Origin of the sequence: Desulfofundulus luciae, assembly GCF_030813795.1 — a bacterium.
Lineage (GTDB): Bacteria > Bacillota > Desulfotomaculia > Desulfotomaculales > Desulfovirgulaceae > Desulfofundulus > Desulfofundulus luciae.
The window spans coordinates 16,046-41,017 of sequence record NZ_JAUSUX010000017.1 but is presented as its reverse complement, the minus strand read 5'-3'; the positions used below and the strand labels follow the sequence as shown (position 1 = coordinate 41,017).

Sequence of the window (24,972 nt, the reverse complement as noted above, 5' to 3'; positions counted from 1 at the left end):
GTGAATGTGGCGTTTTTATTAAGGGCAAATGCGCGAAGGCAGGGCCAGAAAATCTGTTTGGTTTTTAACGGACAGGAGGTAAGTTACGGCTGGCTGGATAAGCGGGTTGACTGCCTGGTTCGGGGCCTAAAGGTTTTGGGCCTGGAACGAGGAAAGAAGCTGGCGCTTTTCCTGCGCAACAGCATCCAGTGGGTGGAATTATTTTTTGCCGCTTCCCGGGCGGGGGTGGTGCTGGTTCCCGTCAGTTTTCGTTCCCGGGGAGAAGAGCTAAAGTACATTCTGGAACATTCCCGGCCCGATGCCCTGGCCTTTGATGATTTTACCCGTCCGGTGCTGGAAGAGATACTCCCGGAAATAAAGGTAAGCCCGGTATATATTGCGGCGGGAGAGGATTTGCCTCCCTGGGCCATACCTTATCGAAGGATACCACTGGAAGGAGATTCTCAGCCCCTGTGGCCTGAGCCCCGCCTGGCCGATCTTCATTCCATTTGCTATACTTCCGGCAGCACGGGGAAGCCCAAAGGAGTCATGTTGACCAACGCCAACGTGGTGGTGGGGCAATATTTTAACTGCCTTACGGTGTTTCCCTTTAAAGAAGAGGATGTGTTTGTAATCACCACCCCCCTCTGTCACCGCACAGGTTGGGGGAGACTGGTCCAGGCGGTGGGTCTGGGCAGCACCGTCTGTCTGCTGGGTACCCCCTACCGGCCTAAAGAGCTGGTAGATATTATTGCCAGCTACAGAGCCACGGTGGTAGGCATGGTACCCACCATGGCCCGCATGCTTTTAGAGGAGGTGCCGGTTGAGCGACTGAGAAAGATGGATTCCTGGCGGGGCCTTTTGCTGACGGGTGAAAGCTGTCCCGTAAGCTTAAAGGAGCGCCTGTGGGAGGTGCTTCCCGCAGTTCAATTGTATAGCTTTTATGCTTCTACCGAAACGGGAATGATCAGTTGCCTCTGGGGGCGGGATCAGATGGAAAAGCCCCATTCTGTCGGGCGGCCGGTACCGGGGGTGGAGGTAACTATAGCCGACCCGGGCCTGGGGTCGGGGGAAATCCTCGTCCGCAGCGGAGCGCCGGGAGACCATACGGTGATGCTGGGATATTACCAGGATGAGATGGCCACCCGGGAGGCCCTGAGGGATGGCTGGTTCCATACCGGTGATGTGGGCAGCTTTGATGGGGATGGTTATTTATATATCACCGACCGGGTGAAAGATCTCATTATTACCGGCGGTCTGAACGTTTCTTCCCGGGAAGTGGAAGACGTGCTCTTGCAATGCCCGGGCGTGCGGGAAGCAGCCGTAATCGGCGTTCCCGATGACCAGTGGGGAGAAGCCATCAAGGCCTTTGTGGTAGCCGATAACGGCATTTCGGAGGAAGAAATCCGAAGTTTCTGTGCCCGGCGTCTGGCCGGATATAAAAAGCCCAGGTATATCCAGTTTGTGGCCAGTCTGCCCCGCACGGCCACGGGAAAATTGAGAAAACAGGTATTGAGGGAATGGGAGGCCTCGGGCCGCAGCATATAGGGGGTGAAAAAGTGTCATACGAAAAAGATATTGAGCGTATTGCCACGCTTTTGCGCTGGTCCGGCAAAACCCTGGCTTTAACCGGGGCGGGTATAAGCACCGAAAGCGGGATACCCGATTACCGCAGCCCGGGGACCGGGCGCTGGACCAAAGAAAATCCCATGGAAGTGGCCAGTGTAGAGGCCCTGTACCGGGACCCCGAAGCCTATTACCGGAGGGCCATTCCCCGCTGGTTGACCTGGGCCGACTGCGAGCCCAATGCCGGCCACCATGCCCTGGTGCGGCTGGAAGAGATGGGCTACCTGGCCGGTGTAATCACCCAAAATGTGGACAGCCTGCATAAGAGGGCCGGTTCAAAGCAGGTTTGGGAGGTTCACGGTCACCTGAGGACTTTTTACTGCCTGCGCTGCCGCCACGAAGAAACCTTTGACCAGGTGGTGGAGCAGTTCAATGCCGGGACTGTCCCGCCCTGTTGCCCTGCCTGTGGCGGACTGGTAAGACCGGTGGCGGTGCTTTTTGGTGACCAGATGCACCCGGATTACTTTGCAGCCCTGGAGGCGCTGGCGGGCTGCCAGTTGTTGCTGGTAATTGGTACCAGCCTGCAGGTGTACCCCGTGGCTGACCTGCCGGGCAGGGTTCCCCGTTTTGTAATTATCAACCGGGACCCCACTCCCTGGGATGATCGGGCCGAGGTGGTTGTGCGGGAAAGTATCGGGCGCGTCCTGACCGATGTGGTTAACCTCCTGTTGGCCACCCGTTAAATTCGCCGGGGTTCTCAAAGGCAGAGCCGGGGGATAGGGCAAACAATGGTGGTCACGGGAAAGCAATTCAAGCCGGAGGGCTGCCTGAGGGGTGGAATTATGGCAGATAATGTAAGAGATAGGGGCTTCATTACGTTAAATTTTCTTTCTATTTATATCGCTTCCTGCATTTTTTACGGAGCATATTTTTATTTTATGCCGGTTTTTCCCATTGTCCTGCAGCGTGCCGGTTACGGCGGGACCGAGAGCGGTATTGTGGTAGGTGCTTTTTCTTTTACCGCCATTTTCCTGAGGCCTTTTGTGGGTACCCTGGTGGACCGCTTTCAGCGCAAAATATTTATGCTGGCAGGAATAGGAATCTTTGTCATAGCCCCGCTCCTCTATATCACCACCTCTTCCCTGGTGTTGCTTACCGTGTACCGCCTCCTGCATGGGCTGGGTCTGGCCGCCTATACCGTGTCTTCTCTCGTCACCATTACCGAGATTGTACCCCGGGAAAGGCTGGCCCGGGCGGTGGCTGTTTATGCTACCTGTGTCAGTTTGGCTGTGGGTTTCGGTCCTACGGTGGGGATGAAACTGGCTGCTTCCGCCTCGTTTAAACTGGTGGTGCTTATTCCCAGTCTGGCTGCGGCTCTGGCTTTTATCTTAATTTTAAGGTTGCCCGGAAGCCAAGTGATGGCTGTGCGGGAGGAAAGGCAACCGTTTTTGGCGGTGCTGGCAAGCAGGGATGTGTTATTTCCCTCCTTGATCTTTGCCAGCTGCTCCTGTACCCAGGGTGGAGTGATGTCCTTTTTGCCGCTGGCCATTGCCCATCTGGCCAGCACGGGAATTGCGTCGTTATTTTTTCTGATTTTCTCCCTGGTTATCATTTTCGTGCGCCTTACCATGGGTGGTCTGTCGGATAAAGTGGGGCGGGTGATGGTGATAGTGCCGGCGGTGAGCCTGATTGCCCTGGGCATGATGGGTCTATCGGTGCTCCATACACCTGCCTTTTTAATAGCCGTGGCGGTGGTTTACGGCCTGGGCTACGGTTTGTCCTACCCCACCCTGAATGTCTATGTGGTGGAACATGCACCCGCGGGGAGCCGCGGTACTGCGCTGGGCATTTTTTCTGCCTCCGTTGATACCGGCTATTTTCTGGGTCCCATCCTGACCGGTCTTTTGAGCGACTTTTTTTCCTACCGCGGTGCTTTTTTCGCTCTGGCCTGGTTGCCCCTGCTCACGTTGCTTCTTTTTCTCTACGTTCTTTTCCGTGCCTGCGGCCGTATACCTTCAGGCCGTCCGGAGGTGGGGTTGAGGGCCGGTGGCCACGAAAGCATGTCTCCAGGGGATTGACCATAAAGTTTTCAAAAATGTCGAAAAATCCCCTGAAAACCCGGGACCGGCGGTTTATCCCGGAGTACCGTAATAAAGGAGGAATAACCGCCGCGCCGACTAACTTTTTGACCGGCTCTCTTTCCCCGCTAATCACAAAAAAGAGGGGGTTTTGCTCCTGCTTTCCTTTCGCCGCCTGGTAATGACTTTCGGGCGGCATTTTCTTACCACTGGCTGAACCAATTCCCCATGCTGGAGGATTTATGGCAAAATGTTAGAAAAAACAGAAGGAGGAGGAGCAGGGATGGGACAAAACGATGCCAGGGCCAGGATAAGGTGGCTGGCGGTGGGTATCTTGTGTTTGCTATTGCTTTTAGCTTCAGCCGCCGGTTGTGCCAGGTCGTCGCAGGATGATAAGACAGTTCAGAAAAGTGCCCGCCGGGATATTTCCGTAGGGACCGGCGGCACCGGTGGAGTGTACCAGGTGGTGGGTACGGCCATTGCCAATTTAATTAATGAAAAGTTGTCCTATGTGAGGGCCACTCCCGAGCCGGCGCCGGTGCTCACCCAGACGGCACGCTTTTTGAACAGCGGTGAGTTTACCATAGGGCTGGTTTCTTCCGATGTGATGGCTTTTGCCCGTCAGGGAACCTATACCTTTGCGGGGGAGAAGCTGCCCAATCTCAGAACGCTGCTGGCTGGTCATGAAGTGGGCATGGCTTATGTGGTGCTGGAGGATTCCCCCATAAAGTCCCTGGCGGACTTGCGGGGCCGCAAGGTTGGATGCACTTCTCCGGGAATTTCCCTCCCTCTTCAGGAGCTGTTAAAGCTGTACGGAATTAAGCCCGAAGAGGTGACCATAACCTATATTACCTTTGCCCAGCAGGTGGAAGCCTTAAAAAACCGGACCATTGATATGGCCGTATTGTCTGCCTATCCCCGGGCTTCGGCTTTGATGGACCTCACCGAATCTACACGGGTGCGCTTTATATCCGCCGATGAGGATAAAATGGAGAAATTCGTTAAGAAGCACCCCTACTGGAAACCACGGGAAATTCCGGCCAACACTTATAAAGGACAAACCAGGCCCTATGCCGGTGCGCCGGGTCAGTACTTGCTGGTGGGGGTGAATGCCTCTGCTGATCCCCAGTTGGTTTATGACATTACCAGAGTTATTGTGGAAAACAACGATTATCTGGCCAAAGCTCACCCGGCAGGCAAGGAATACACCCTGGAGCAGGTTAAAAAATATCTGGAAATGGGTCAGATAACCGCTCCATTTCACCCGGGTGCGGCAAAGCTCCTCCGGGAAAAGGGGGTACAGATTCCAGAAAATCTGGTAGAATAGCCAAAATTTGGGACATAAGGGGGGGTGAGGAAAGGTGTTAATCAAAACCTTTAACCTGGACAGAAATTTTTGGGCTTCCCTGGTGGCTGCCCTGTGGTCCATTTTCCAGCTATACACCGGGGTTATGGGAGAGCTTTCTTCCATTCCCCAACGGGCGGTACACCTGGCCTTTGCCCTCACCCTCCTTTTTTTACTTCGTCCCATGGGGAGAAGCGGGCAGAGCAGGGTCAAAGGCTGGATAGGTGCCCTGGTAGATGCGCTTTTCCTCCTGGGTGGTCTTGCTTCAACGCTTTATTTGGCCCTTTGCCATGTGGCCATTGCCGAGCGCCTGGGTAAAGTGGAGCCCTGGGAAATGTGGCTTGGTTTGGTGCTCCTGATCGCTTTACTGGAAGCCACCAGGCGCTCGGTGGGCTGGCCCCTGCCTTTAGTTTCCCTTATCTTCATAGCATATGCCCTGTGGGGCGATTTATTGCCCGGCAACCTGGGTCACCGTGCCTATTCGGTGGAGCGGGTAGTGGGCCAGCTTTACTTGATGACTGAAGGCATTTTTGGGGTGGCCCTGGGTGTCAGTGCCGGGTTCCTCTACCTTTTTGTTGCTTTTTCTACATTTTTGAAGGAGTCGGGTGGAGGGGAGTTTTTCAATAATCTTGCTCTCGGTTTGGCAGGTCGGGCCAGAGGCGGGCCGGCAAAGATCGAGATCATTTCCAGTGGCCTTTTTGGCTGCATCAGCGGCAGCGCCATTGCCAATGTGGTGGGGACGGGATCCTTCACCATTCCCCTGATGAAACGGCTGGGTTATCCTCCACACTTCGCCGCGGCGGTGGAAGCGGTTTCCTCCACCGGCGGAGTGATCATGCCGCCGCTAATGGGAGCAACGGCTTTTATTATGGCCGAGCTTTTAGGAGTGCCTTATCTTACCATAGCCAGGGCCGCTTTCATCCCTGCTGTTCTTTATTACTTTTCCCTTTTCTGCATGATCCACTTCAGGGCGGTTAAACTGGGGCTGCGCGGATTACAAGATGAGGAAATACCTCCCTTGAAGACAACCCTTTTAAACCTGGGGCACCTGATGGTACCGTTAGTGGTGCTGGTGTATTTGCTGGTCAGGATGCCCGATTCCCCCTCGACGGTGGCTATTTGGGGTTCGGTGTTAATTATTCTGGTGGCGGCCCTGCGTCCTTCCACCCGCATGGGGTTCCGGCGGATATGGGCTTGCCTGGTGGAAACCGGCAAGGCTGCGCTGGATGTAGCCCTCACCTGTGCCTGTGCCGGCATCATTGTGGGGGTAGTTATGTTAACCGGTCTGGGAGTTAAGCTGGCCGGGTTCATCACCCATATATCTGCCGGTTCCCTGCTTCTGGTTTTGATCTTTACCGCCCTGGCCTCCCTGGTTTTAGGGATGGGTCTGCCCATTACCCCGGCCTACCTGATTCTGGTCTTGATTGTTGGCCCAATAATTAATGATTTGGGGATAATGCCCCTGGCCACCCATATGTTTATGCTTTATTTCGGGGCCATATCATTTATTACTCCGCCTGTGGCCCTGGCAGCTTATGCGGCAGCGGTCATCGCCGGTTCAAACCCCTTTCACACCGGCTTTACGGCCAGCCGGTTGGGCATTGCCGGCTTTTTGGTGCCTTTTGCCTTTGTGGCCAATCCGGCTCTTTTAATGGTGGGTAAACCGGGGGAAATTGTGGCGGCTACGATTTTTACCATGTTAGGAGTAATGGCTCTGGCCGCCGGGCTGGAAGGGGTGTTAGCCCGTCCGTTATCCCTTATGGAGAGGGTGGTTTTTCTTACCGTTGCTGTGCTGCTGATATTGCCGGACCTTAAAAGCAGCTTGGCAGGTTTATTGTTGCTATTATTAGTTTTTTGGTGGCATTATTTCGGTGGCCATGCCGGTCGAAAATTTCTACCTGATGGTCCGGAAAAAAGGGAACCGCCGGGGAACTTAAAATTAAAGGCCGGTGCCGGTGGTGAGTGATGGTTGGATTTTGCCCTTGCGAAGATGAAAGATAAGGGGGTGAGAGCACCCGGTGGTCTGTTACAAGGGAGGTTTTTTTGCCTGGCTGGCGCCGGAGCCGTGGTAAAGGAGTCCGGCAAGTGTTCCTGGCAAGCTTTTGAGGGGAGGGATATCATGGAGGCCATTAATCAAGCCTTGAATATGGTGGCTCAGTTTATGGCTTTGTCGGCCAGAACGGCCCCTAAAACCCGGGGGCAGGACTTTCTGGAAATCAAAATTCTGGAAGGAAAAGACCTGGAACGCCTGGCCGGAGAACTGGACCGTTTGGCCCAGGTTACGGGAAGGGACTTTTTCAGTTTAAATGCCAATAGCCTGCGCAAGTCGGCCGCGGTGTTAATGCTTTCTCTGGTGGCACCCAGGACCGGGGGTTTGAACTGCGGGGAATGCGGGGTGGCTACCTGTGAGGAGCGCAGGAACAGCGGGGCAGCAAAGCCCCTTTGTGCCTGGCGCGTGCTGGATCTGGGCATCGCCCTGGGTTCTGCCGTGAAGACGGCCAGCATTTTTAACGCCGACAACCGCATAATGTATTCGGTAGGCGTGGCGGCCAAAAATCTAGGTTTGGTGAGCGGGGAGATGGCGGTAGGAGTGCCGCTGGCTGCCGCAGGCAAGAATGTTTTCTTTGATTTAAGGACGGGTCCACCAAGGAAGGATTAAAAATGCAGGTGGGAGAAATCGATTTATGAAACCAGATATACAGGCATTGCGTCTTCCGGAAGAATTACTGGTGGTGGGGGCAGCAGCGGAAATGGGGATATTTCACTTGTTGCAAAAAGGCCCCCTTTTTATTGCCCAAGTGGCCAGTCAACTGGAAGTGGAGCTCAGGCCTTTAGAGATTCTCTGTGAATCACTGGCCGGGCTTGGTTACCTGGTGATCGACGGCGGGCAGGTGAAATTGAGCCGGTTTGCGCGGGAATTATTTTTTGACCGGCAAAGTGATGTTTATGTAGGATTCTCGTTTATGTACGATTATGAGGAACTAAAGCTATGGTTGCAATTGCCGGAGGTCATAAAAACCGGAAAGCCCGTTCGTATTAAGAGAGCGCCTGAACAATTAAGGCTTTTGATGGAAGCCCTGGCCCATTATGCCAGTCCCATGGTAGAAGAGGTGGTTGGCTGTTGTCTGAGGGGCCTGCCGGATTCACCGGAGGTTCTGGATGTGGGGGGAGGGACGCTGGTCTATGCCCGGGAGTTTGTCCGGCAGGGGGCGGCAGCGGTGGTGGTGCTGGATCTTCCGGCGGTAATCAAGGAAATGGCGCCCGATATAAAGCAGGAACTGCGAATAAAGCTGGTGGGAGGGGATTTCCGGCAGGGCTTACCTCCGGGTCATTATGACCTGGTCTTTATTGGCAATATATGCCGGCTTTATGGGGAGGAGGAGAATCGAGCTTTAATCGAGCATGTGGCACGGCAGTTAAAAAAAGCCGGCAGAATTGCCATCCTCGATTTCATCCGTGGCACCAACCGGCGGGCAGCCCTTTTTGATGTTAACATGCTCATTCATACTGCCCGCGGGAGGACGTGGACATTTGAGCATTTCAGGCACTGGTTGGAAGATGCTGGATTTAGCATTCTTGACTGTCACCCGGTAAAAGAGAGGTATTTAATTATCGCCACGGTTGATAAAGTAATGCCTTGTAAAGAAAAATGCCGCCGGTAACTGTCTTTACTGTACGATTTTTGCAGTCTGTTCCGGATGACCGTGATAAGAAGGGGATCTTCGGGCCACCGGGGTTTATGGCTGCTGCGTCTTCAGTGAGTCTTTTATTTCAGGGAGGGAATATGGCACCAGGCGGGATGTCCCCAGGGATAATATCAAAGCAATAGCGGTTAAGGTAAGGCAGAGGGCCAGCATGGCCTTAAACAGGCCGATCCGGTCGGCCAGGTAGCCGGTTCCCAGGGGAACCAGCATACCCAGGTAGCAGGCGGTGTAAAAAGAAGACAGGAGCCTTCCCCTTTCCTGAATGGGAACTATTAAGCTGCAGAGAGTTACGCCGCCTTTAACAATGAGCCCTGCGGCAGCACCAATGAGTGCTGAAGCAATGACGATGAAGGCCACATTTTGCAACCGGGCAGCAAGAAAAAACAGGTAAAGGCTGGTTGTTCCCCACAAAAGCCCCAACACTATGGATTTTTTGGGCGGTACGGATGCGGCGGGGATTTGCGAGAAACCTCCAGCCCCCAGGACCAGGAAGGAGACCAGTCCGATAACGGCCAGATTGCGGTAGCCCAGGATTTCCACAATAAACAGAGGGGCCAGGGAAAGTACGGTGGAATCCAGGACTGTGAGGATAAAAGCCGAGGGAGCAATAAAAAGGAGAAAGGGCACTTTTTGAGAGGCCGGTATGCCTATGCTGACGGATATACCCCGGAACTGCCGGTTGGCTATGGTTTCCGGGGTCCTGTGCAGAATGATCATTCCCAGGGCCATGAGGAATATGTGAAATAAAAAAGGAAGACTTAACGGATGAGGGAGGTACTGGGCCATTGCTCCGGCCAACCCCGGCCCCAGGCCAAAGCCCAGGCGGAAGCTGATGGCTGCCAGCATGGCGGCCAGCGCCTTTGCCTGCGGCAGGGCCAGGTCAACCACATAAGCGGTGCAGGTACCCAGAAAAGCTCCTAAAGCAAGACCCTGGATCAGTCGTCCCAGGTAAAGGGTGACGGGGCTGATGGCGCTGCCCAGTAGAATGGAGGCCGTGGTCAGGGCTGCCATGGCCGGCCAGATAACCCGTTTTCTGCCCAACTGGTCCGATAACTGACCCAAAAGAAGCATGGAGGGTATGACCGCCAGAGTGTAAATGGCAAAAATTAAAACCGTACTCCCTTTAGAAAGATGAAAGATGTGCTGGTAAATGGGCAAAAGGGGAGATACTATGCTGGTACCCAGAGTAAAAATCATTAAAATAAGCCATGCTTTCCAGGCCTGCAGCCCCACCTTCGTTTCCTCCTCTTATTATCCATATTTTACATAATCCGCTCAAGTGACATAATTAATTATAAGCTTTGAGGTAGCGGGTAAGAGCTTTTCAGGCCCAGAGGTCCAAATCCAGCTTCCTGTGGCGGGAAAAGTTCTGTAAACTGCAGGGTGTTTTTTTGAAACCGGATTTTAAAGAAAAATTTCTTGACACCGGTTTTCGACTCCGGTATACTGGATAACAAGTTTACCTGCGAAAGACGATGAAAGGGAGGAAGTAGCCTGTCTAGTCGGCCCCAGAGAGCCGGGGTAGCTGCGAACCGGTGCCGGAGCAGGTGAAAAGGATCGCCCTGGAGTTGCCAGCCGAAAGGCATCCCTTAACGGGATGGCCGACTAAGCCGGGCCGGGTTGGTCTACCCGTTATCAAAGCCGTGTCCTGGTAGGGACACAAAAGGGGTCTTTGCTGCGAGGCAAAGGCAAGCAGGGTGGTACCGCGCGAGGAAATACCTCTCGTCCCTGGCAGTTCCCATGGGGACTGCCGGGCGGGAGGTTATGCTTTTTCTTATGCTTTTTCTAATCAAAAATATTAAATAAATATTAAATACCGGCTGGCGGGGTCTTAAATTTTTCATTAATTCGCTAAAAGAAAGGGGAAGAGGTCTGTTCTATGGGGTTGATTATTTACCTTAATGGCGAGTATGTGCCGGAGGAAAAGGCGGTAGTATCGGTTTTTGATCACGGGCTTTTATACGGGGACGGCGTGTTTGAAGGTATCCGGGCCTATCACAACCGGGTATTCAAGCTAAAGGAACATATTGTGCGCCTGTACGAATCGGCCCGGGCCATTGACCTGCACATTCCCCTGAGTCAGGATGAGATGACGGAAGTGGTGCTCGAGACATGCCGGCGCAATGGTTTAAAGGATGCCTACATCCGTTTGGTGGTAAGCCGCGGACGGGGGGATCTGGGGCTGGATCCCCGTAAATGTCCTGAACCGACCATATTTTGCATTGCCGCTTCCATCCAGTTGTATCCCCGGGAACTTTACGAGAAGGGACTGGAGCTGGTTACCGTAGCCACCAGGCGCAACCTGCCTGAGGCCTGTAACCCGCGGGTTAAGTCCTTGAATTACCTGAACAACATCTATGCCAAGATAGAGGCCAACCTGGTGGGTGCCCCAGAGGCGGTGATGCTTAACCAGGAAGGCTATGTGGCCGAGGCCACCGGTGACAACATTTTCATCGTTAAAAACGGCACTTTAATTACTCCCCCGCCTCATGTAGGCATTTTAGAGGGGATCACGCGCAATACGGTGATGGAGATCGCCCGGGGCAAAGGCATTCCGGTGGAAGAAAAGCTGTTTACCCGCTTTGATATTTACACTGCCGATGAGTGTTTCCTCACCGGTACGGCAGCAGAAGTAATCCCGGCTGTAAGACTGGACGGGCGGCTGATTGGCAGCGGCCAGCCGGGGGAAATGACCAGAGTGTTGATGCAGGCTTTCCGCGAGCTGACTCTGGTGGATGGACCGGTAATTTTTCAGGAATAGGTAAAGGAGGCTTTGGTCCGTGCGCAGCGACGTGATTAAAAAGGGGTTGGAAAAGGCCCCGCACCGTTCCCTGTTAAAGGCCCTCGGCTATGTGGATCAGGAACTGGAGCGGCCCATGATCGGGGTGGTGAATTCCTTCAATGAGATTGTACCGGGGCACATGCATTTAAACGAGATTACCGCTGCGGTCAAGGCTGGTGTGCGGATGGCCGGCGGTACACCGGTGGAATTTCCCTGCATTGCGGTCTGCGACGGTATTGCCATGAACCACAGCGGCATGAAATATTCCCTGGCCAGCCGCGAGTTAATTGCCGATTCCATCGAGGTCATGGCTCAGGCCCACCAGTTTGACGGCCTGGTACTGGTTACCGCCTGCGACAAGATTGTACCGGGCATGCTCATGGCTGCCGCCCGGCTGGACATTCCGGCCATAGTGATCAGCGGCGGTCCCATGCTGGCCGGCCGCTACCAGGGGCGGGATTTATCCTTGAGCAACATGTTTGAAGCCGTGGGGGCCGTGCGGGCCGGCCGGATGACGGAAGAGGAACTGGCCGCCCTGGAAGAAGAGGCCTGCCCGGGCTGCGGTTCCTGTGCCGGCATGTTCACCGCCAACTCCATGAACTGTCTTACCGAGGCCATCGGCATGGCCCTGCCCGGCAACGGTACCATCCCTGCCGTTTCGGCAGCCCGGCGCCGGCTGGCCAAGTTGACGGGTATGCGCGTGGTGGAGCTGGTACAGCAGGATTTGCGCCCTTCAGCTATCCTTACGGCAGAAGCCTTTGAGAACGCCCTGGCCGTGGATATGGCCCTGGGCTGCTCCACCAATACGGTGCTCCACCTGCCGGCCATTGCCCGGGAGGCCGGGGTGGAAATCAGCCTGGACAAGGTCAATGAAATCAGCGAGCGCACGCCAAACCTGTGCAGGCTCAGCCCCATGGGGCCTTACTTCATGCAGGACCTCCATGAGGCCGGGGGCATTCCGGCGGTCATGGCCCAGCTGGCGAAAAAGAACCTGCTCCACCTGGATTTGCCCACGGTTTCCGGGCAAACCGTTGGTGAGCTGATCCGGAGCCGGCGGGTGAGCCGCCCCGAGGTAATCCGGGACGTGGACAATCCCCATAGCCCCACCGGCGGCATTGCCATCCTGCGGGGCAACCTGGCTCCTGACGGGGCGGTGGTGAAAAAGGCCGGGGTGGCGCCGGAGATGATGGTCCACCGGGGCCCGGCCAGGGTATTTGATTCCGAGGAAGAAGCAGTACAGGCCATTTTAGGCGGCAGGATTAACAGGGGCGATGTTATTGTCATCCGTTATGAGGGCCCCCGGGGAGGGCCGGGTATGCGGGAAATGCTGACGCCCACCGCGGCAGTGGCCGGCATGGGGCTGGACAGGGAAGTGGCCCTGTTAACCGACGGGCGCTTTTCCGGCGCCACCCGGGGTGCGTCCATCGGCCATATTTCTCCCGAAGCTGCCGAAGGTGGTCCCCTGGCGGTGGTCAGGGATGGAGATATGATTGTCATTGACATACCCCGGCATCGTCTGGATGTGGAGCTGAGCGAGGAAGAAATCCGGGCCCGGCTGGCTCAATGGATTCCGCCGGCTCCCCGGGTGACCAGAGGCTATCTGTCCCGCTATGCCCGGCAGGTGAGTTCAGCCAGTAGAGGTGCAGGGGTTAACTGACGGTAAGGTTGGTTTCCCTTTGGAGGTGGTAAAGCTCATGGAAAAGACCGGGGCACAGATTTTTGTGGATAGCCTGATGGAACAAGGGGTGGAGACCATTTTCGGCTATCCCGGAGGCAATGTCATACAGATTTACGATGCCCTTTACGATGCAGATATAAACCATATTTTAACCAGACACGAGCAGGGAGCAGCACACGCTGCTGATGGTTATGCCCGGGCCTCCGGTCGACCGGGAGTTTGCCTGGCCACTTCGGGACCCGGGGCCACCAACCTGGTAACCGGGATTGCCACTGCCTATATGGATTCCGTTCCGCTGGTGGCTTTTACGGGGCAGGTTTCTTCTGCGCTGCTGGGCCGGGATTCCTTTCAAGAAGCAGACATAACCGGCATTACCATGCCCATTACCAAGCATAATTACATTGTTAAGGATATCAGTGAACTGGCCAGAGTGGTAAAAGAAGCCTTTTACATTGCCACCACCGGTCGACCCGGCCCGGTTCTGGTGGACATCCTCAGCGATGTGGCTGCCGCCAGGACCAGCCAGGAGGATTGCGGGCCGGTAAATCTTCCCGGTTATCGTCCAGTGACAGAGCCGGATCCGGAGCAGTTGAACAGGGCGGCCCGGGCCATTGCCCGTGCCGAAAGGCCGGTGATTTATGCCGGAGGAGGGGTGGTTTCTGCCGGTGCCCATAACGAACTGCGCCTGCTGGCCGAGTTGATTCTGGCCCCCGTAGCCACCACTTTGATGGGATTGGGGGGCTTTCCGGGGGACCATCCCCTGGCCCTGGGAATGCTGGGCATGCATGGCAGCAAGTACGCCAATTTTGCCGTAAACGAGTGCGATGTGTTGATAGCAGTGGGGGTACGTTTTGCCGACCGGGGCACAGGCAAGCGGGACTTGTTTGCCAGGGATGCCGTAATTATCCATATTGATATCGATCCGGCAGAAATTGGTAAAAATGTGGAGGTGGACATTCCCGTAATCGGGGATGTGAAAAAAGTGCTGGCCGGCCTGATTGAAAGGCTGGAAAAGAAACTGCCGGGGGCCTGGCAGGAAAAAATCCAGAAGTGGAAAAAGGAATACCCCATCACTTACGAGGAAAATGGCCGTCTCAAACCACAACAGGTAATAAGGGAAATATTTAAGGTTACCAACGGCAAGGCAAGGATTACTACAGACGTGGGACAGCATCAAATGTTTACCGCCCAGCATTATACTTTTACCCGCCCCCGTACTTTTATTTCTTCCGGCGGGCTGGGGACCATGGGTTTCGGCTTGCCGGCAGCCATTGGTGTTCAGGTGGCCTGTCCCGATGAGATTGTCTTTGATATCGCCGGCGACGGTAGCTTCCAGATGAATGTTCAGGAACTGGCCACAGCGGTGAATTACCAGTTACCGATAAAAGTGGCCATTATGGATAACGGCTATTTGGGTATGGTCAGGCAGTGGCAGGAGCTTTTTTATAACCGGCGGTATTCTTATACCGAACTGATCAATCCAGATTTTGTGAAACTGGCCGAAGCTTACGGGGCGGTGGGAATGCGCGTTACCACACCCGATGAGGTGGCTTCTGCCCTCCAGGAAGCCCTTGATATTCCCCAGCCGGTGGTAATTGATTTTGTTATTGAGAGGGAAGAGAACGTCTTCCCCATGGTACCACCGGGGGCACCTTTAAATAAAATGCTCGGTTGAGGGGAGGGAATTTCCATGCGCCATACCCTGGCTGTTCTGGTGGAGAATAACCCCGGGGTTCTGGCCCGGGTGGCCGGCTTGTTCAGCAGGCGGGGATACAACATTGACAGCCTGGCGGTGGGCCGTACCGACAACCCGGCCATTTCCCGCATGACCATTGTGGTGGAAGGGGACGACCGGGTGCTGGAGCAGGTGACCAAGCAGCTCCACAAGCTCATCGACGTGATCAAGATCAGCGACATCACCGCCGACGAATACGTGGACCGGGAACTGGTGCTCATCAAGGTGAGCGCCGAGCCGGAAAAACGGGGGGAAATAATGCAGATTGCCGATATTTTCCGGGCCCGCATTGTGGACCTGGGACGGCGGACCATGATCCTGGAATGCACCGGCAACGAGGGTAAGATCAGGGCCTTTGAGGAATCCCTCAAACCCTACGGGATTAAAGAACTGGTGCGTACAGGGAAAATTGCCATGCTGCGGGGTTCCCGCTATACCAATATCAATACCAATGGTGCACGGGAGGATGAGTGAGATGGCTAAAGTTTACTACGACAGGGATGCCGAACTGAGCTTACTGCAGGGAAAGGTCATTGCGGTTCTGGGCTATGGCAGCCAGGGACACGCCCAGGCCCAGAATTTAAAAGACAGCGGGTTAAATGTGATCGTCGGCCTGCATGAGACCAGCAGCAGCCGGGAAAGGGCTAAGGCCGATGGATTTGAGGTTTGTACGCCTGCCGAGGCGGCTGAACGTGCGGATATCATCCAGGTACTGGTGCCCGATGAGGTTCAACCCGGGCTGTATAAAGAACACATTGCTCCCCACCTGAGGAGCGGCAAGGCCCTGATGTTCTCCCATGGATTTAACATCCATTATGGACAGATTACTCCCCCGGCAGATGTGGATGTCTTTATGGTGGCACCAAAGGGGCCGGGACACATTGTCCGCCGCATGTTTGTAGAAGGGAAAGGGGTGCCCTGTCTGGTGGCCGTCCATCAGGATGCCAGCGGTCAGGCAAAAGAGCTGGCCCTGGCTTACGCCAGGGGCATCGGCGGCACCCGGGCTGGCGTTTTCGAGACCACGTTCAGGGAAGAAACGGAAACCGACCTCTTTGGCGAGCAGGCGGTGCTATGCGGTGGGGTTACCGAGTTAATCAAGGCCGGCTTCGACACCCTGGTGGAGGCCGGATATGCCCCGGAAATGGCCTACTTTGAGTGCCTGCATGAACTCAAGCTCATCGTCGACCTGATCTACGAAGGCGGTTTGAGCTGGATGCGTTATTCCATCAGCAATACCGCTGAGTACGGGGATTACATGGTGGGCAGGCGCATAATTAATGAAGAAACCCGCCGGGAAATGAAACGGGTACTGGAAGAAATCCAGACCGGACAGTTTGCCAAACAGTGGATTTTAGAAAACCAGGCCAACCGGCCCATGTTCAATGCCATGCGCCGTCGGGAAGCCGAACATCCCATAGAAAAGGTGGGGCGTGAGCTGCGCAAGATGATGCCCTGGCTGCAAAAGCGGCAATGAAAGGGGGAAAGTCCATGGAAATTACTGCTGCCGAAGCCCTGGTCCGATGCCTGGAAGAAGAAAAGGTGGAGGTTATTTTCGGTTATCCCGGAGGTTTCATGATTCCCGTATACGATGCTTTATACCATGCCCGCATTAAACACGTACTGGTGAGGCACGAACAGGGGGCGGTTCACGCGGCCGATGGATATGCCCGGGCTACAGGGAAGGTGGGCGTTTGTATGTCCACCTCCGGCCCGGGAGCCACCAATCTGGTTACGGGCATTGCCAATGCCTACATGGACTCTGTGCCTCTGGTGATTTTTACAGGACAGGTACCCACCAGTCAGGTGGGCACCGATGCCTTTCAGGAAGTGGACATCACCGGGATTACCATCCCCATTACCAAGCATAATTATCTGGTCAAAAATGCCCAGGACCTGCCCAGAATCATTAAAAATGCCTTTCACATTGCCACTACGGGCCGTCCGGGACCGGTATTAATCGATCTTCCCATGGATGTGGCTCAAACCCGGATTAATTTTGAGTATCCCCGGCAGGTAAACCTGAAAGGATATAAACCCACCTACCGGGGGCACCCTTTGAAAATTGCCGAGGCTGCCCAACTGATTAAACAATCCCGCCGCCCGGTGATTTACGCCGGGGGGGGAATTATCAGTTCTGGAGCTCATGAGGAATTGCTCAAACTGGCGGAGACCATCTCTGCCCCGGTAACCAATACTCTGATGGGATTATCCAGTTTTCCGGGGGATCACCCCTTGTTCCTGGGTATGCTGGGTCTGCATGGTACCCGCTATGCCAACATAGCGGTAACCGAATGTGATTTGCTTATTGCCTTAGGTGCCCGTTTCGATATCAGGGCTGCCAGTAAGTTTGATGCCTTTGCTCCCCATGCAGCGGTGATCCATGTGGATATTGATCCGGCAGAAATTGGTAAAAATGTAAGGGTGGATGTGCCTATTGTGGGCGATGTCAAGCTGGTTTTGCAGGAGCTCTTACCGTTGCTGGAGAAAACCGACCGCTCGGAATGGCTTGTCCGCATTCAGGAGTTGAAGGAACAATATCCACTACGGTATCAGCGGGAGAATGGTTTAAAGCCCCAGCTGGTAATTGAGACCCTCTACCGGTACACCCGTGGTGAGGCGGTAATAGTTACCGATGTGGGCCAGCACCAGATGTGGGTGGCCCAGTACTACCGCTTTAAGCGCCCGCGCAGCCTGGTTTCCTCGGGAGGGCTGGGCACCATGGGCTTTGGGCTGCCGGCAGCAGTGGGAGCCCAGCTCGGAGTGCCGGACCAGCAGGTTATTTTGATTACCGGGGACGGCAGTTTTCAGATGACCATTCAGGAGCTGGCTACTTTAAAAGAACAGGAGCTACCGGTTAAAATTTTTATGTTAAATAACTTTCGACTGGGCATGGTGCGCCAAATTCAACATTACTATTGCGAAGGCCGTTATATGGCTGTAGATTTCAAGTTTCATCCGGAATTCATAACCCTGGCTAAAGCCTACGGCATTAAAGGTTATACGGTACAAACAGAAGAAGAGGTGCAGGAAATTGTACCTCAGGTCTTGTCCGAACCGGGACCGGTGCTGGTTAATTGCCTGGTCAGCCCGGGGGAAAACGTGCTGCCCATGGTTCCTACGGGGCGGAGGATTGATGAGACTTTTGAATGCTGATTTTTACTCTAGGGAGGTCGCATATGACCCGGCGTGTTTACATCTTTGATACCACTTTGAGGGACGGGGAGCAATCCCCGGGGGTAAGCCTGAACGTGATGGAGAAATTGCAGATCGCCAGGCAACTGGCCAGGCTGGGCGTGGACGTGATTGAAGCAGGTTTTCCCATTACTTCCCCCGGGGATTACGAGGCGGTGAAGACCATTGCCCGGGAAGTGCGGGGCGTGACCGTGGCGGCCCTGGCCCGGGCCAATTTCCAGGACATCGACCGGGCCTGGGAGGCCGTTAAGGAGGCAGAGCAGCCCCGGATTCACACCTTTATTGCCACCTCGCCCATTCACATGCGCCACAAGCTGCGCATGACCGAAGACCAGGTAATAGAAGCCGCCGTGGCCGCAGTCAGGCGGGCCAAAAGTTATGTTTCCGACGTGGAGTTTTCCGCCGAGGATGCCTCCCGGTCGGAGCTGGATTTCCTGTGCCGGGTGCTGGAGGCGGCTATTGCGGCCGGGGCCACGGTGGTGAACATCCCGGACACGGTGGGTTACGCTACGCCCGAGGAATTTGCCCGTTTCATCCGGGACATCCGCCGGCGGGTGCCGGGCATTGAGAAGGTGGTACTGAGCGTGCACTGCCACGATGACCTGGGGCTGGCGGTGGCCAATTCCCTGGCGGCGGTGGCAGCCGGGGCCAACCAGGTGGAAGGGGCCATCAACGGCATCGGTGAGCGGGCGGGAAACGCCGCCCTGGAAGAGGTGGTCATGGCCCTGTATACCCGCCGGGACCAGTTCGGCTGTGAAACCAACATCCGTACGGAAGAAATTTACCGCACCAGCCGCCTGGTCTCCAGCCTCACCGGCATGCCCGTGCAGCCCAACAAGGCGGTGGTGGGGAAGAACGCCTTCGCCCACGAATCGGGCATCCACCAGGACGGGGTGCTCAAGGAGCGCACCACCTACGAGATCATGAACCCGGTGATGGTGGGCATCAGCCAGAGCAACCTGGTTCTGGGCAAGCACTCGGGGCGGCATGCCTTCCGGCAGAGGCTCCTGGAGCTGGGGTATGAGCTCGGCGAGGAAGAGCTCAACAAGGCCTTCCAGCAGTTCAAGGTCCTGGCCGACAAGAAAAAGGAAATCACCGACGCGGACCTGGAGGCCATAGTGGAGGAAGAGCTGCGCCCGGTGCCGGTAACCTATACCCTGGAGTACCTGCACATTTCCACGGGTACGACCATAGTGCCCACGGCCACCGTGGGGTTGAAGAAGGGCGACGAGCTCTTTGAGGAGGCGGCCTGCGGCAACGGTCCCGTGGATGCCATCTGCCGGGCGGTCGACAAGGTCACCGGCATTCCCTGCGTGCTCAAGAGCTGGGGGATTAATGCCGTTACCTCCGGTAAGGACGCCATTGGCGAGGTTACCTTGAAAATCTCCGAAAACGGCGACAAGACCTACCTGGGCCGGGGCATCAGCACGGACATCCTGGAGGCCAGCGCCAAAGCCTACGTCAACGCGGTAAACAGGCTCCTCTGGGAGACGGGGAGGTTAAAAGATAAAAGTTGCAACGAGGTGAATTAAGAACATGCCCATGACCATCACGGAAAAGATCCTGGCCGCCCATGCCGGCCTCGACCGGGTGGAGCCCGGACAGCTGATCAATGTCCGGGTGGACCTGGTTCTGGGTAACGACATTACCGCTCCGGTAGCCATCAAGGAGTTCCGGCGCATCGGCGTGGAAAAGGTCTTTGACCGGGAGCGGGTGGTCCTGGTACCCGACCACTTCGTACCGAACAAGGATATCAAGTCGGCCGAGCAGGCCAAAATCCTCAGGGACTTTGCCCGCCAGCAGCAGTTGCCCCACTACTTTGAGGTCGGGCGCATGGGGATCGAGCACTGCCTTTTGCCCGAACAGGGGCTGGTGGGACCGGGGGACGTGGTGATCGGGGCCGATTCCCATACCTGTACCTATGGCGCCCTGGGGGCCTTTGCCACCGGGGTGGGCAGCACCGACCTGGCTGCGGCCATGGCCCTGGGGGAAATCTGGCTCAAAGTTCCCGAGTCAATTAAGTTCGTCTATTATGGGGAGCTCCAGCCCTGGGTGGGGGGCAAGGATTTAATCCTCTACACCATCGGCCAGATCGGCGTGGACGGTGCCCTCTACCAGGCCATGGAATTCACCGGGCCGGCCATCGAGACCCTGTCCATGGACGGGCGCCTGACCATGGCCAATATGGCCGTGGAGGCCGGGGCCAAAAACGGCATTGTGCCGCCCGATGAAATTACTCTCAACTACGTAAAGGGACGGGCCAGGAGGCCCTACCGGGTGTATCAGAGCGATCCCGGTGCCCGGTATGCCCGGGTTTACGAGTTTGATGTGAGCAAGCTGGAACCCCAGGTGGCCTTCCCCCACCTGCCCTCCAATGTCCGCCCGGTGAGCCAGGCGGGGCACGTGGAGATCCAGCAGGTGGTTATCGGTTCCTGCACCAACGGCCGGCTGGAGGACCTGCGCCTGGCCGCCCGGGTGCTGCAGGGCAAAAAGGTGCATCCCGGTGTGCGCCTGATTGTTATCCCGGGGACCCAGGAAGTTTACCGCACCGCCTTAAAGGAAGGTTTAATTGAAATATTTATTGACGCCGGTGCGGCGGTGAGCACTCCCACCTGCGGCCCCTGCCTGGGCGGCCACATGGGCATCCTGGCTGCCGGGGAGCGCTGCCTGGCCACCACCAACCGGAATTTTGTCGGCCGGATGGGCCACCCGGAAAGCGAAGTATACCTGAGCAATCCAGCGGTAGCCGCCGCCTCGGCCATTTTGGGGCGGATTGCCGCTCCCCAGGAGGTGCTGTAGATGAACCAGCTGCGCGGCAAAGCGTGGAAGTTTGGTGATGATATAGACACCGATGCCATTATTCCGGCCCGCTACCTGAATACCTCCGATCCCCGGGAGCTGGCCGCCCATTGCATGGAGGATGCGGATCCCTCCTTTGCCGGGAGGGTGCAGCCGGGGGACGTCATTGTGGCCGGGAAAAACTTCGGCTGCGGCAGCTCCCGGGAGCATGCCCCCATAGCCATCAAGGCGGCCGGGGTTTCCTGCGTGATTGCTGCTTCCTTTGCCCGCATTTTCTACCGCAACGCCTTCAACATCGGCCTGCCCATCTTCGAGTCGCCGGAAGCGGCGGCTAAAATCCAGGAGGGTGATGAAGTGGCGGTGGACGTGGAATCGGGGACCATCACCAACCTGACCCGTAATGAGCAGTACCGGGCCACACCGGTGCCGCCGTTCATGCAGGAGATTATCGCCGCCGGAGGCCTGATTAACTATGTAGCCCGGAGGTTGAATGGATGATGTACAGGATCGCGGTTTTACCGGGGGACGGTATTGGCCCGGAGGTAACGGCCCAGGCCACCCGGGTCCTGGCCGCCGCCGGACGTCGTTTTGGATATGAATTTTGTTTCCAGGAAGGCTTAATCGGGGGAATAGCCTATGACGCCACGGGCCAGCCCCTGCCCCAGGCCACCCTGGATCTGTGCCGGTCCAGTGACGCGGTCCTCCTGGGGGCGGTCGGGGGGTCCAAATGGGATAACCTCCCGGTGCACCTGCGCCCGGAAGCGGGCGCCCTGCTGCCCCTGCGGAAGGCCCTGAATGTTTACGCCAACCTGCGCCCGGCCATGGTTTTCCCGGCCCTGGCCGGTGCTTCCACCCTGAAGCCGGAAGTGGTGGAGGGGCTGGATATAGTGGTGGTGCGGGAGCTGACCGGCGGGCTTTATTTCGGGGATAAAAAGCGGGAGGAAATTCCCGGCGGGCAGCGGGTGGTGGAAACCCTGGTCTACACCACCCAGGAAATCCAGCGTGTGGCCAGGCGGGCCTTTGAACTGGCCCGGAAAAGAAAGAAAAAGCTCACCTCGGTGGATAAGGCCAATGTGCTGGAAAGCTCCCGCCTGTGGCGGGAGGTGGTTACGGGCATGGCCAGGGAGTACCCCGACGTGGAAGTCAACCACATGCTGGTGGATAACTGTGCCATGCAGCTGGTGCGCAGCCCGAAACAATTCGATGTACTGCTCACGGAGAACCTTTTCGGCGATATCCTGAGCGACGAGGCCGCCCAGCTCACCGGCTCCCTGGGCATGCTGCCCTCGGCCAGCCTGGGAGACGGGGTGGGCTTATATGAGCCGGTTCACGGCTCCGCCCCGGACATTGCCGGGCGCCAGCTGGCCAATCCCATTGCCGCCATCCTTTCCGGTGCCTTAATGCTGCGCCATTCCTTCGGGCTGGAGGAGGCGGCCGCGGCCATTGAACGGGCGGTGGCCACGGTGCTTGAGCAGGGATATCGCACGGCTGATATCATGGAACCGGGCAAACACCAGGTAACCACCACGGAGATGGGCCGGCTGATTGCCGAACTGGTGGAAAGGGGCGAGCTTGTCTAAGGGGGAGAAACCATGGCGGTAGTGGAGATTTACGATACCACCCTGCGGGACGGCTCCCAGGGGGAAGGCATTTCCTTTTCCGCGGAAGACAAGGTCAAGATTGCCCTCAAGCTTGATAAAATGGGCTTTCACTACGTGGAAGGCGGCTGGCCCGGCTCCAACCCCAAGGACATGGCTTTTTTCCAGCGCATTAAAAACCACCGGCTGTCCCATGCCCGCATTGCCGCCTTTGGGTCCACCCGCAAGCCCGGTATTCCGGTGCAGGAAGACGGCAACATCCAGTGCATCCTGGCGGCCGGGGTTTCCGTGGCCGCCATTTTCGGCAAGTCCTGGGATTTGCACGTGACCAGGGCCCTGGGGACCACCCTGGAAGAAAACCTGGCCATGATTGAAGAGTCGGTGGGCTATTTGAAAAGCCGGGGCCTGATGGTTATCTATGATGCGGAGCACTTTTTTGACGGCTTCAAGGCCAACGCCGAATATGCCCTGGCCACCTTACGGGCCGCCGTGCGCGGGGGAGCCGACCGGCTGGTACTGTGCGATACCAACGGGGGAAGCCTGCCGGAGGAAATTACCGCTATAGTGGGAAGGGTAAAGGAAGAGATCCCGGTTGTCCTGGGCATCCACTGCCATAATGACGGGGAGCTGGCCGTGGCCAATACCCTGGCGGCGGTGCGGGCCGGGGTCACCCATGTGCAGGGGACCATCAACGGCTACGGGGAGCGCTGCGGCAACGCCAACCTCTGTTCCGTTATACCCAACCTTACCTTAAAATATGGCCACGAAACCATCCCCCGCTCTTCATTAGCCCGGCTCACCGACCTCTCCCGCTATGTGAGCGAGCTGGCCAACCTGCATCCCAACCCCCACCAGCCCTTTGTGGGAGCCAGCGCCTTTGCCCACAAGGGCGGGGTCCACGTCAGCGCCATTTTAAAGGACACCCGTACCTACGAGCATATTGACCCGGCGCTGGTGGGCAACCAGCGGCGGGTGCTGGTATCCGAGTTGAGCGGGCTGTCCAACCTGTTCTACAAGTTAAAGGAGCTCAACTTCAATCTCGATGCCAGCAGGGAAGAAACGCGCCGCTTCCTGGAAGAAATTAAGGAGCTGGAACATCAGGGGTACATGTTTGAAGGCGCCGAAGGGTCCTTTGAGCTGCTCCTACGCCGGGCGTACGACAATTACCGGGAGCCCTTCAAGCTGGAAAGCCTGCGGGTGATCATAGAGCTGAAGGAAAACAGCCCCGTGTATTCCGAAGCCATCATCAAGCTGACCGTGGGCGGCCAGGTGGTGCACACGGCGGCGGAAGGAAACGGCCCGGTGAACGCCCTGGACAATGCCCTGCGCAAGGCCCTGGAAGTTTTCTACCCGGACATCCGGCGCATGCAGCTCACCGACTACAAGGTGCGGGTGCTGGATGAAAAGGACGGCACGGCGGCGGTGGTGCGGGTGCTGATTGAAACCGGGGACGGTGAGCGGTCCTGGGGCACCGTGGGGGTATCCACAAACATCATTGAAGCAAGCTGGCAGGCCCTGGTAGACAGCATCGCCTACGGGCTGCTCAAAAACAATGGAAGATAAATCCGGGCGCTCCTTTAGATAAGGGCGCTCCTTTATTTGCAGCCGCAAAAGGGTTATAATGTCTTCATGAATCCAATACTAACCGTGGTCGGGGGTACGAAGGGGGAAAGAAGTTGCTGGAGCAGCTCAAGGCCCTGAACCTGGATCTGTTTAATCTCACCAGTATCATCGACATCCTTATTGTGGCCTTTGTTCTCTACCGGTTAATTCTGTTGATTAAGGGCACCCGGGCGGTACAGCTCCTCAAAGGCCTGGCCGTTCTGCTGGTGGCCACGGCTTTAAGCAGCTGGCTGCATTTATACACTTTTCACTGGCTGCTGCGGCAGGCCATGACCGCCCTGGTGGTCGCCCTGCCCATAGTTTTTCAGCCCGAACTGCGCCGGGCGCTGGAAAAGCTGGGGGGAGGCCGCTTTTTTACCAGCTCGCTCATTCACCAGGGTGAGGACGATCGTTCCCGGACCATCAGCCAGGTGGTGCGGGCGGCCAGTCTCCTGTCCCGCCGGCGTACCGGTGCGCTCATTGTCCTGGAGCGGGCGACCGGCCTGGAGGAGTACATCGATACGGGCATTAAAATCGACGGCCTGGTGACGGCAGAATTGCTGCTCAATATTTTTGAGCCCAACACCCCTTTGCATGACGGAGCGGTGATCATCCGGGGCGACCGGGTGGCATCGGCGGCGTGCCTGTTACCCCTGACGGAAAGCCCCGATGTAGCCAGGGGATTGGGCACCCGCCACCGGGCGGGTATCGGCGTTACGGAAGTTTCGGATGCCCTGGCGGTGATTGTTTCCGAGGAGACGGGGATCATTTCCCTGGCCGTGGAGGGTGTGCTGGCCAGAAACCTGGACGAGCCTGCCCTGGCCGACCGCCTGGCCGGAGCGTTCGAGCCGCAAAGGGGACGCTCCCTGGCTTTTTTGTGGTTCCGCAAACAGTAGGAGTCCCGGAGGTGTTCC

The 24,972-nt window shown here is 56.6% G+C and carries 20 protein-coding genes; 19 read left to right on the top strand and 1 reads right to left on the bottom strand.

Annotated elements, in window-relative coordinates; all coding sequences use genetic code 11:
• The 7 genes from J2Z49_RS10415 to J2Z49_RS10385 all read left to right on the top strand — a co-directional run bounded on the left by J2Z49_RS10415 (nucleotide 1) and on the right by J2Z49_RS10385 (nucleotide 8,630).
• Complete coding sequence (locus tag J2Z49_RS10415; protein WP_307402850.1) at nucleotides 1-1,527, top strand: class I adenylate-forming enzyme family protein; 1,527 nt, start codon at nucleotides 1-3, stop codon at nucleotides 1,525-1,527.
• An 11-nt stretch (nucleotides 1,528-1,538) separates the two neighbouring features.
• A complete protein-coding gene (locus tag J2Z49_RS10410; RefSeq protein ID WP_307402849.1) occupies nucleotides 1,539-2,288 on the top strand; it encodes an SIR2 family NAD-dependent protein deacylase in 750 nt (249 codons plus the stop codon).
• 45 nt (nucleotides 2,289-2,333) lie between these two features.
• The gene (locus J2Z49_RS10405; protein ID WP_307402847.1) at nucleotides 2,334-3,623 is read left to right on the top strand and encodes an MFS transporter; all 1,290 of its coding nucleotides are present in this window, start codon (nucleotides 2,334-2,336) and stop codon (nucleotides 3,621-3,623) included.
• 283 nt (nucleotides 3,624-3,906) lie between these two features.
• Nucleotides 3,907-4,950, top strand: a complete 1,044-nt coding sequence (locus J2Z49_RS10400; RefSeq protein ID WP_307402846.1) for a TAXI family TRAP transporter solute-binding subunit — start codon at nucleotides 3,907-3,909, stop codon at nucleotides 4,948-4,950.
• A 34-nt stretch (nucleotides 4,951-4,984) separates the two neighbouring features.
• Nucleotides 4,985-6,934 (top strand): TRAP transporter permease, encoded by a 1,950-nt coding sequence (locus J2Z49_RS10395; RefSeq protein ID WP_307402843.1) that lies wholly within the window; start codon nucleotides 4,985-4,987, stop codon nucleotides 6,932-6,934.
• Between the two features lie 153 nt (nucleotides 6,935-7,087).
• A complete protein-coding gene (locus tag J2Z49_RS10390; RefSeq protein ID WP_307402840.1) occupies nucleotides 7,088-7,627 on the top strand; it encodes a ferredoxin domain-containing protein in 540 nt (179 codons plus the stop codon).
• A 25-nt stretch (nucleotides 7,628-7,652) separates the two neighbouring features.
• Complete coding sequence (locus J2Z49_RS10385; RefSeq protein WP_307402838.1) at nucleotides 7,653-8,630, top strand: methyltransferase; 978 nt, start codon at nucleotides 7,653-7,655, stop codon at nucleotides 8,628-8,630.
• A gap of 75 nt (nucleotides 8,631-8,705) precedes the next feature.
• Here the strand turns inward: J2Z49_RS10385 and J2Z49_RS10380 are convergent, their stop codons facing one another.
• On the bottom strand, nucleotides 8,706-9,905 hold the full coding sequence (locus tag J2Z49_RS10380) for an MFS transporter (protein WP_307402836.1): 1,200 nt from the start codon (nucleotides 9,903-9,905) through the stop codon (nucleotides 8,706-8,708).
• Nucleotides 9,906-10,551: 646 nt separating this feature from the next.
• On the opposite strand from J2Z49_RS10380, the gene ilvE reads away from it, so the two are divergent.
• From ilvE to cdaA, 12 genes are all read left to right on the top strand, one after another.
• A complete protein-coding gene (gene ilvE, locus J2Z49_RS10375) occupies nucleotides 10,552-11,433 on the top strand; it encodes a branched-chain-amino-acid transaminase (protein WP_307402834.1) in 882 nt (293 codons plus the stop codon).
• A gap of 19 nt (nucleotides 11,434-11,452) precedes the next feature.
• On the top strand, nucleotides 11,453-13,111 hold the full coding sequence (ilvD, locus tag J2Z49_RS10370; protein WP_307402832.1) for a dihydroxy-acid dehydratase: 1,659 nt from the start codon (nucleotides 11,453-11,455) through the stop codon (nucleotides 13,109-13,111).
• 37 nt (nucleotides 13,112-13,148) lie between these two features.
• On the top strand, nucleotides 13,149-14,807 hold the full coding sequence (gene ilvB / locus J2Z49_RS10365; RefSeq protein WP_307402881.1) for a biosynthetic-type acetolactate synthase large subunit: 1,659 nt from the start codon (nucleotides 13,149-13,151) through the stop codon (nucleotides 14,805-14,807).
• A 15-nt stretch (nucleotides 14,808-14,822) separates the two neighbouring features.
• Nucleotides 14,823-15,341, top strand: coding sequence for an acetolactate synthase small subunit (gene ilvN / locus J2Z49_RS10360; RefSeq protein ID WP_307402830.1), 519 nt, complete (start codon nucleotides 14,823-14,825; stop codon nucleotides 15,339-15,341).
• Between the two features lies 1 nt (nucleotide 15,342).
• Nucleotides 15,343-16,341, top strand: coding sequence for a ketol-acid reductoisomerase (gene ilvC / locus J2Z49_RS10355; RefSeq protein WP_307402828.1), 999 nt, complete (start codon nucleotides 15,343-15,345; stop codon nucleotides 16,339-16,341).
• A gap of 14 nt (nucleotides 16,342-16,355) precedes the next feature.
• On the top strand, nucleotides 16,356-18,020 hold the full coding sequence (gene ilvB, locus J2Z49_RS10350) for a biosynthetic-type acetolactate synthase large subunit (protein WP_307402826.1): 1,665 nt from the start codon (nucleotides 16,356-16,358) through the stop codon (nucleotides 18,018-18,020).
• Nucleotides 18,021-18,043: 23 nt separating this feature from the next.
• Nucleotides 18,044-19,591, top strand: coding sequence for a 2-isopropylmalate synthase (locus tag J2Z49_RS10345; protein ID WP_307402825.1), 1,548 nt, complete (start codon nucleotides 18,044-18,046; stop codon nucleotides 19,589-19,591).
• Nucleotides 19,592-19,595: 4 nt separating this feature from the next.
• Nucleotides 19,596-20,858, top strand: coding sequence for a 3-isopropylmalate dehydratase large subunit (leuC, locus tag J2Z49_RS10340; RefSeq protein WP_307402823.1), 1,263 nt, complete (start codon nucleotides 19,596-19,598; stop codon nucleotides 20,856-20,858).
• On the top strand, nucleotides 20,859-21,356 hold the full coding sequence (leuD, locus tag J2Z49_RS10335; protein WP_307402821.1) for a 3-isopropylmalate dehydratase small subunit: 498 nt from the start codon (nucleotides 20,859-20,861) through the stop codon (nucleotides 21,354-21,356). It begins immediately after the preceding gene.
• Nucleotides 21,356-22,438, top strand: coding sequence for a 3-isopropylmalate dehydrogenase (gene leuB / locus J2Z49_RS10330; RefSeq protein ID WP_307402879.1), 1,083 nt, complete (start codon nucleotides 21,356-21,358; stop codon nucleotides 22,436-22,438). Before leuD ends, leuB begins: the two co-directional genes overlap by 1 nt.
• 12 nt (nucleotides 22,439-22,450) lie before the next feature.
• Entirely contained in the window at nucleotides 22,451-24,019 is a 1,569-nt protein-coding gene (gene cimA, locus J2Z49_RS10325; RefSeq protein WP_307402819.1) for a citramalate synthase, read from the top strand.
• Nucleotides 24,020-24,132: 113 nt separating this feature from the next.
• The gene (gene cdaA / locus J2Z49_RS10320; RefSeq protein WP_307402818.1) at nucleotides 24,133-24,954 is read left to right on the top strand and encodes a diadenylate cyclase CdaA; all 822 of its coding nucleotides are present in this window, start codon (nucleotides 24,133-24,135) and stop codon (nucleotides 24,952-24,954) included.
• Nucleotides 24,955-24,972 lie beyond the last annotated feature (18 nt).

Bases quoted from the DNA above. Each gene is read 5' to 3' on its own strand.
- J2Z49_RS10405 (WP_307402847.1), top strand. From the start codon at position 2,334: ATGGTGGTCACGGGAAAGCAATTCAAGCCGGAGGGCTGCCTGAGGGGT.
- ilvC (WP_307402828.1), top strand. From the start codon at position 15,343: ATGGCTAAAGTTTACTACGACAGGGATGCCGAACTGAGCTTACTGCAG.
- ilvB (WP_307402826.1), top strand. From the start codon at position 16,356: ATGGAAATTACTGCTGCCGAAGCCCTGGTCCGATGCCTGGAAGAAGAA.
- cimA (WP_307402819.1), top strand. From the start codon at position 22,451: ATGGCGGTAGTGGAGATTTACGATACCACCCTGCGGGACGGCTCCCAG.
- ilvE (WP_307402834.1), top strand. From the start codon at position 10,552: ATGGGGTTGATTATTTACCTTAATGGCGAGTATGTGCCGGAGGAAAAG.
- J2Z49_RS10400 (WP_307402846.1), top strand. From the start codon at position 3,907: ATGGGACAAAACGATGCCAGGGCCAGGATAAGGTGGCTGGCGGTGGGT.
- leuC (WP_307402823.1), top strand. From the start codon at position 19,596: ATGCCCATGACCATCACGGAAAAGATCCTGGCCGCCCATGCCGGCCTC.
- J2Z49_RS10390 (WP_307402840.1), top strand. From the start codon at position 7,088: ATGGAGGCCATTAATCAAGCCTTGAATATGGTGGCTCAGTTTATGGCT.
- J2Z49_RS10345 (WP_307402825.1), top strand. From the start codon at position 18,044: ATGACCCGGCGTGTTTACATCTTTGATACCACTTTGAGGGACGGGGAG.
- ilvN (WP_307402830.1), top strand. From the start codon at position 14,823: ATGCGCCATACCCTGGCTGTTCTGGTGGAGAATAACCCCGGGGTTCTG.
- leuB (WP_307402879.1), top strand. From the start codon at position 21,356: ATGTACAGGATCGCGGTTTTACCGGGGGACGGTATTGGCCCGGAGGTA.
- ilvB (WP_307402881.1), top strand. From the start codon at position 13,149: ATGGAAAAGACCGGGGCACAGATTTTTGTGGATAGCCTGATGGAACAA.
- leuD (WP_307402821.1), top strand. From the start codon at position 20,859: ATGAACCAGCTGCGCGGCAAAGCGTGGAAGTTTGGTGATGATATAGAC.
- J2Z49_RS10385 (WP_307402838.1), top strand. From the start codon at position 7,653: ATGAAACCAGATATACAGGCATTGCGTCTTCCGGAAGAATTACTGGTG.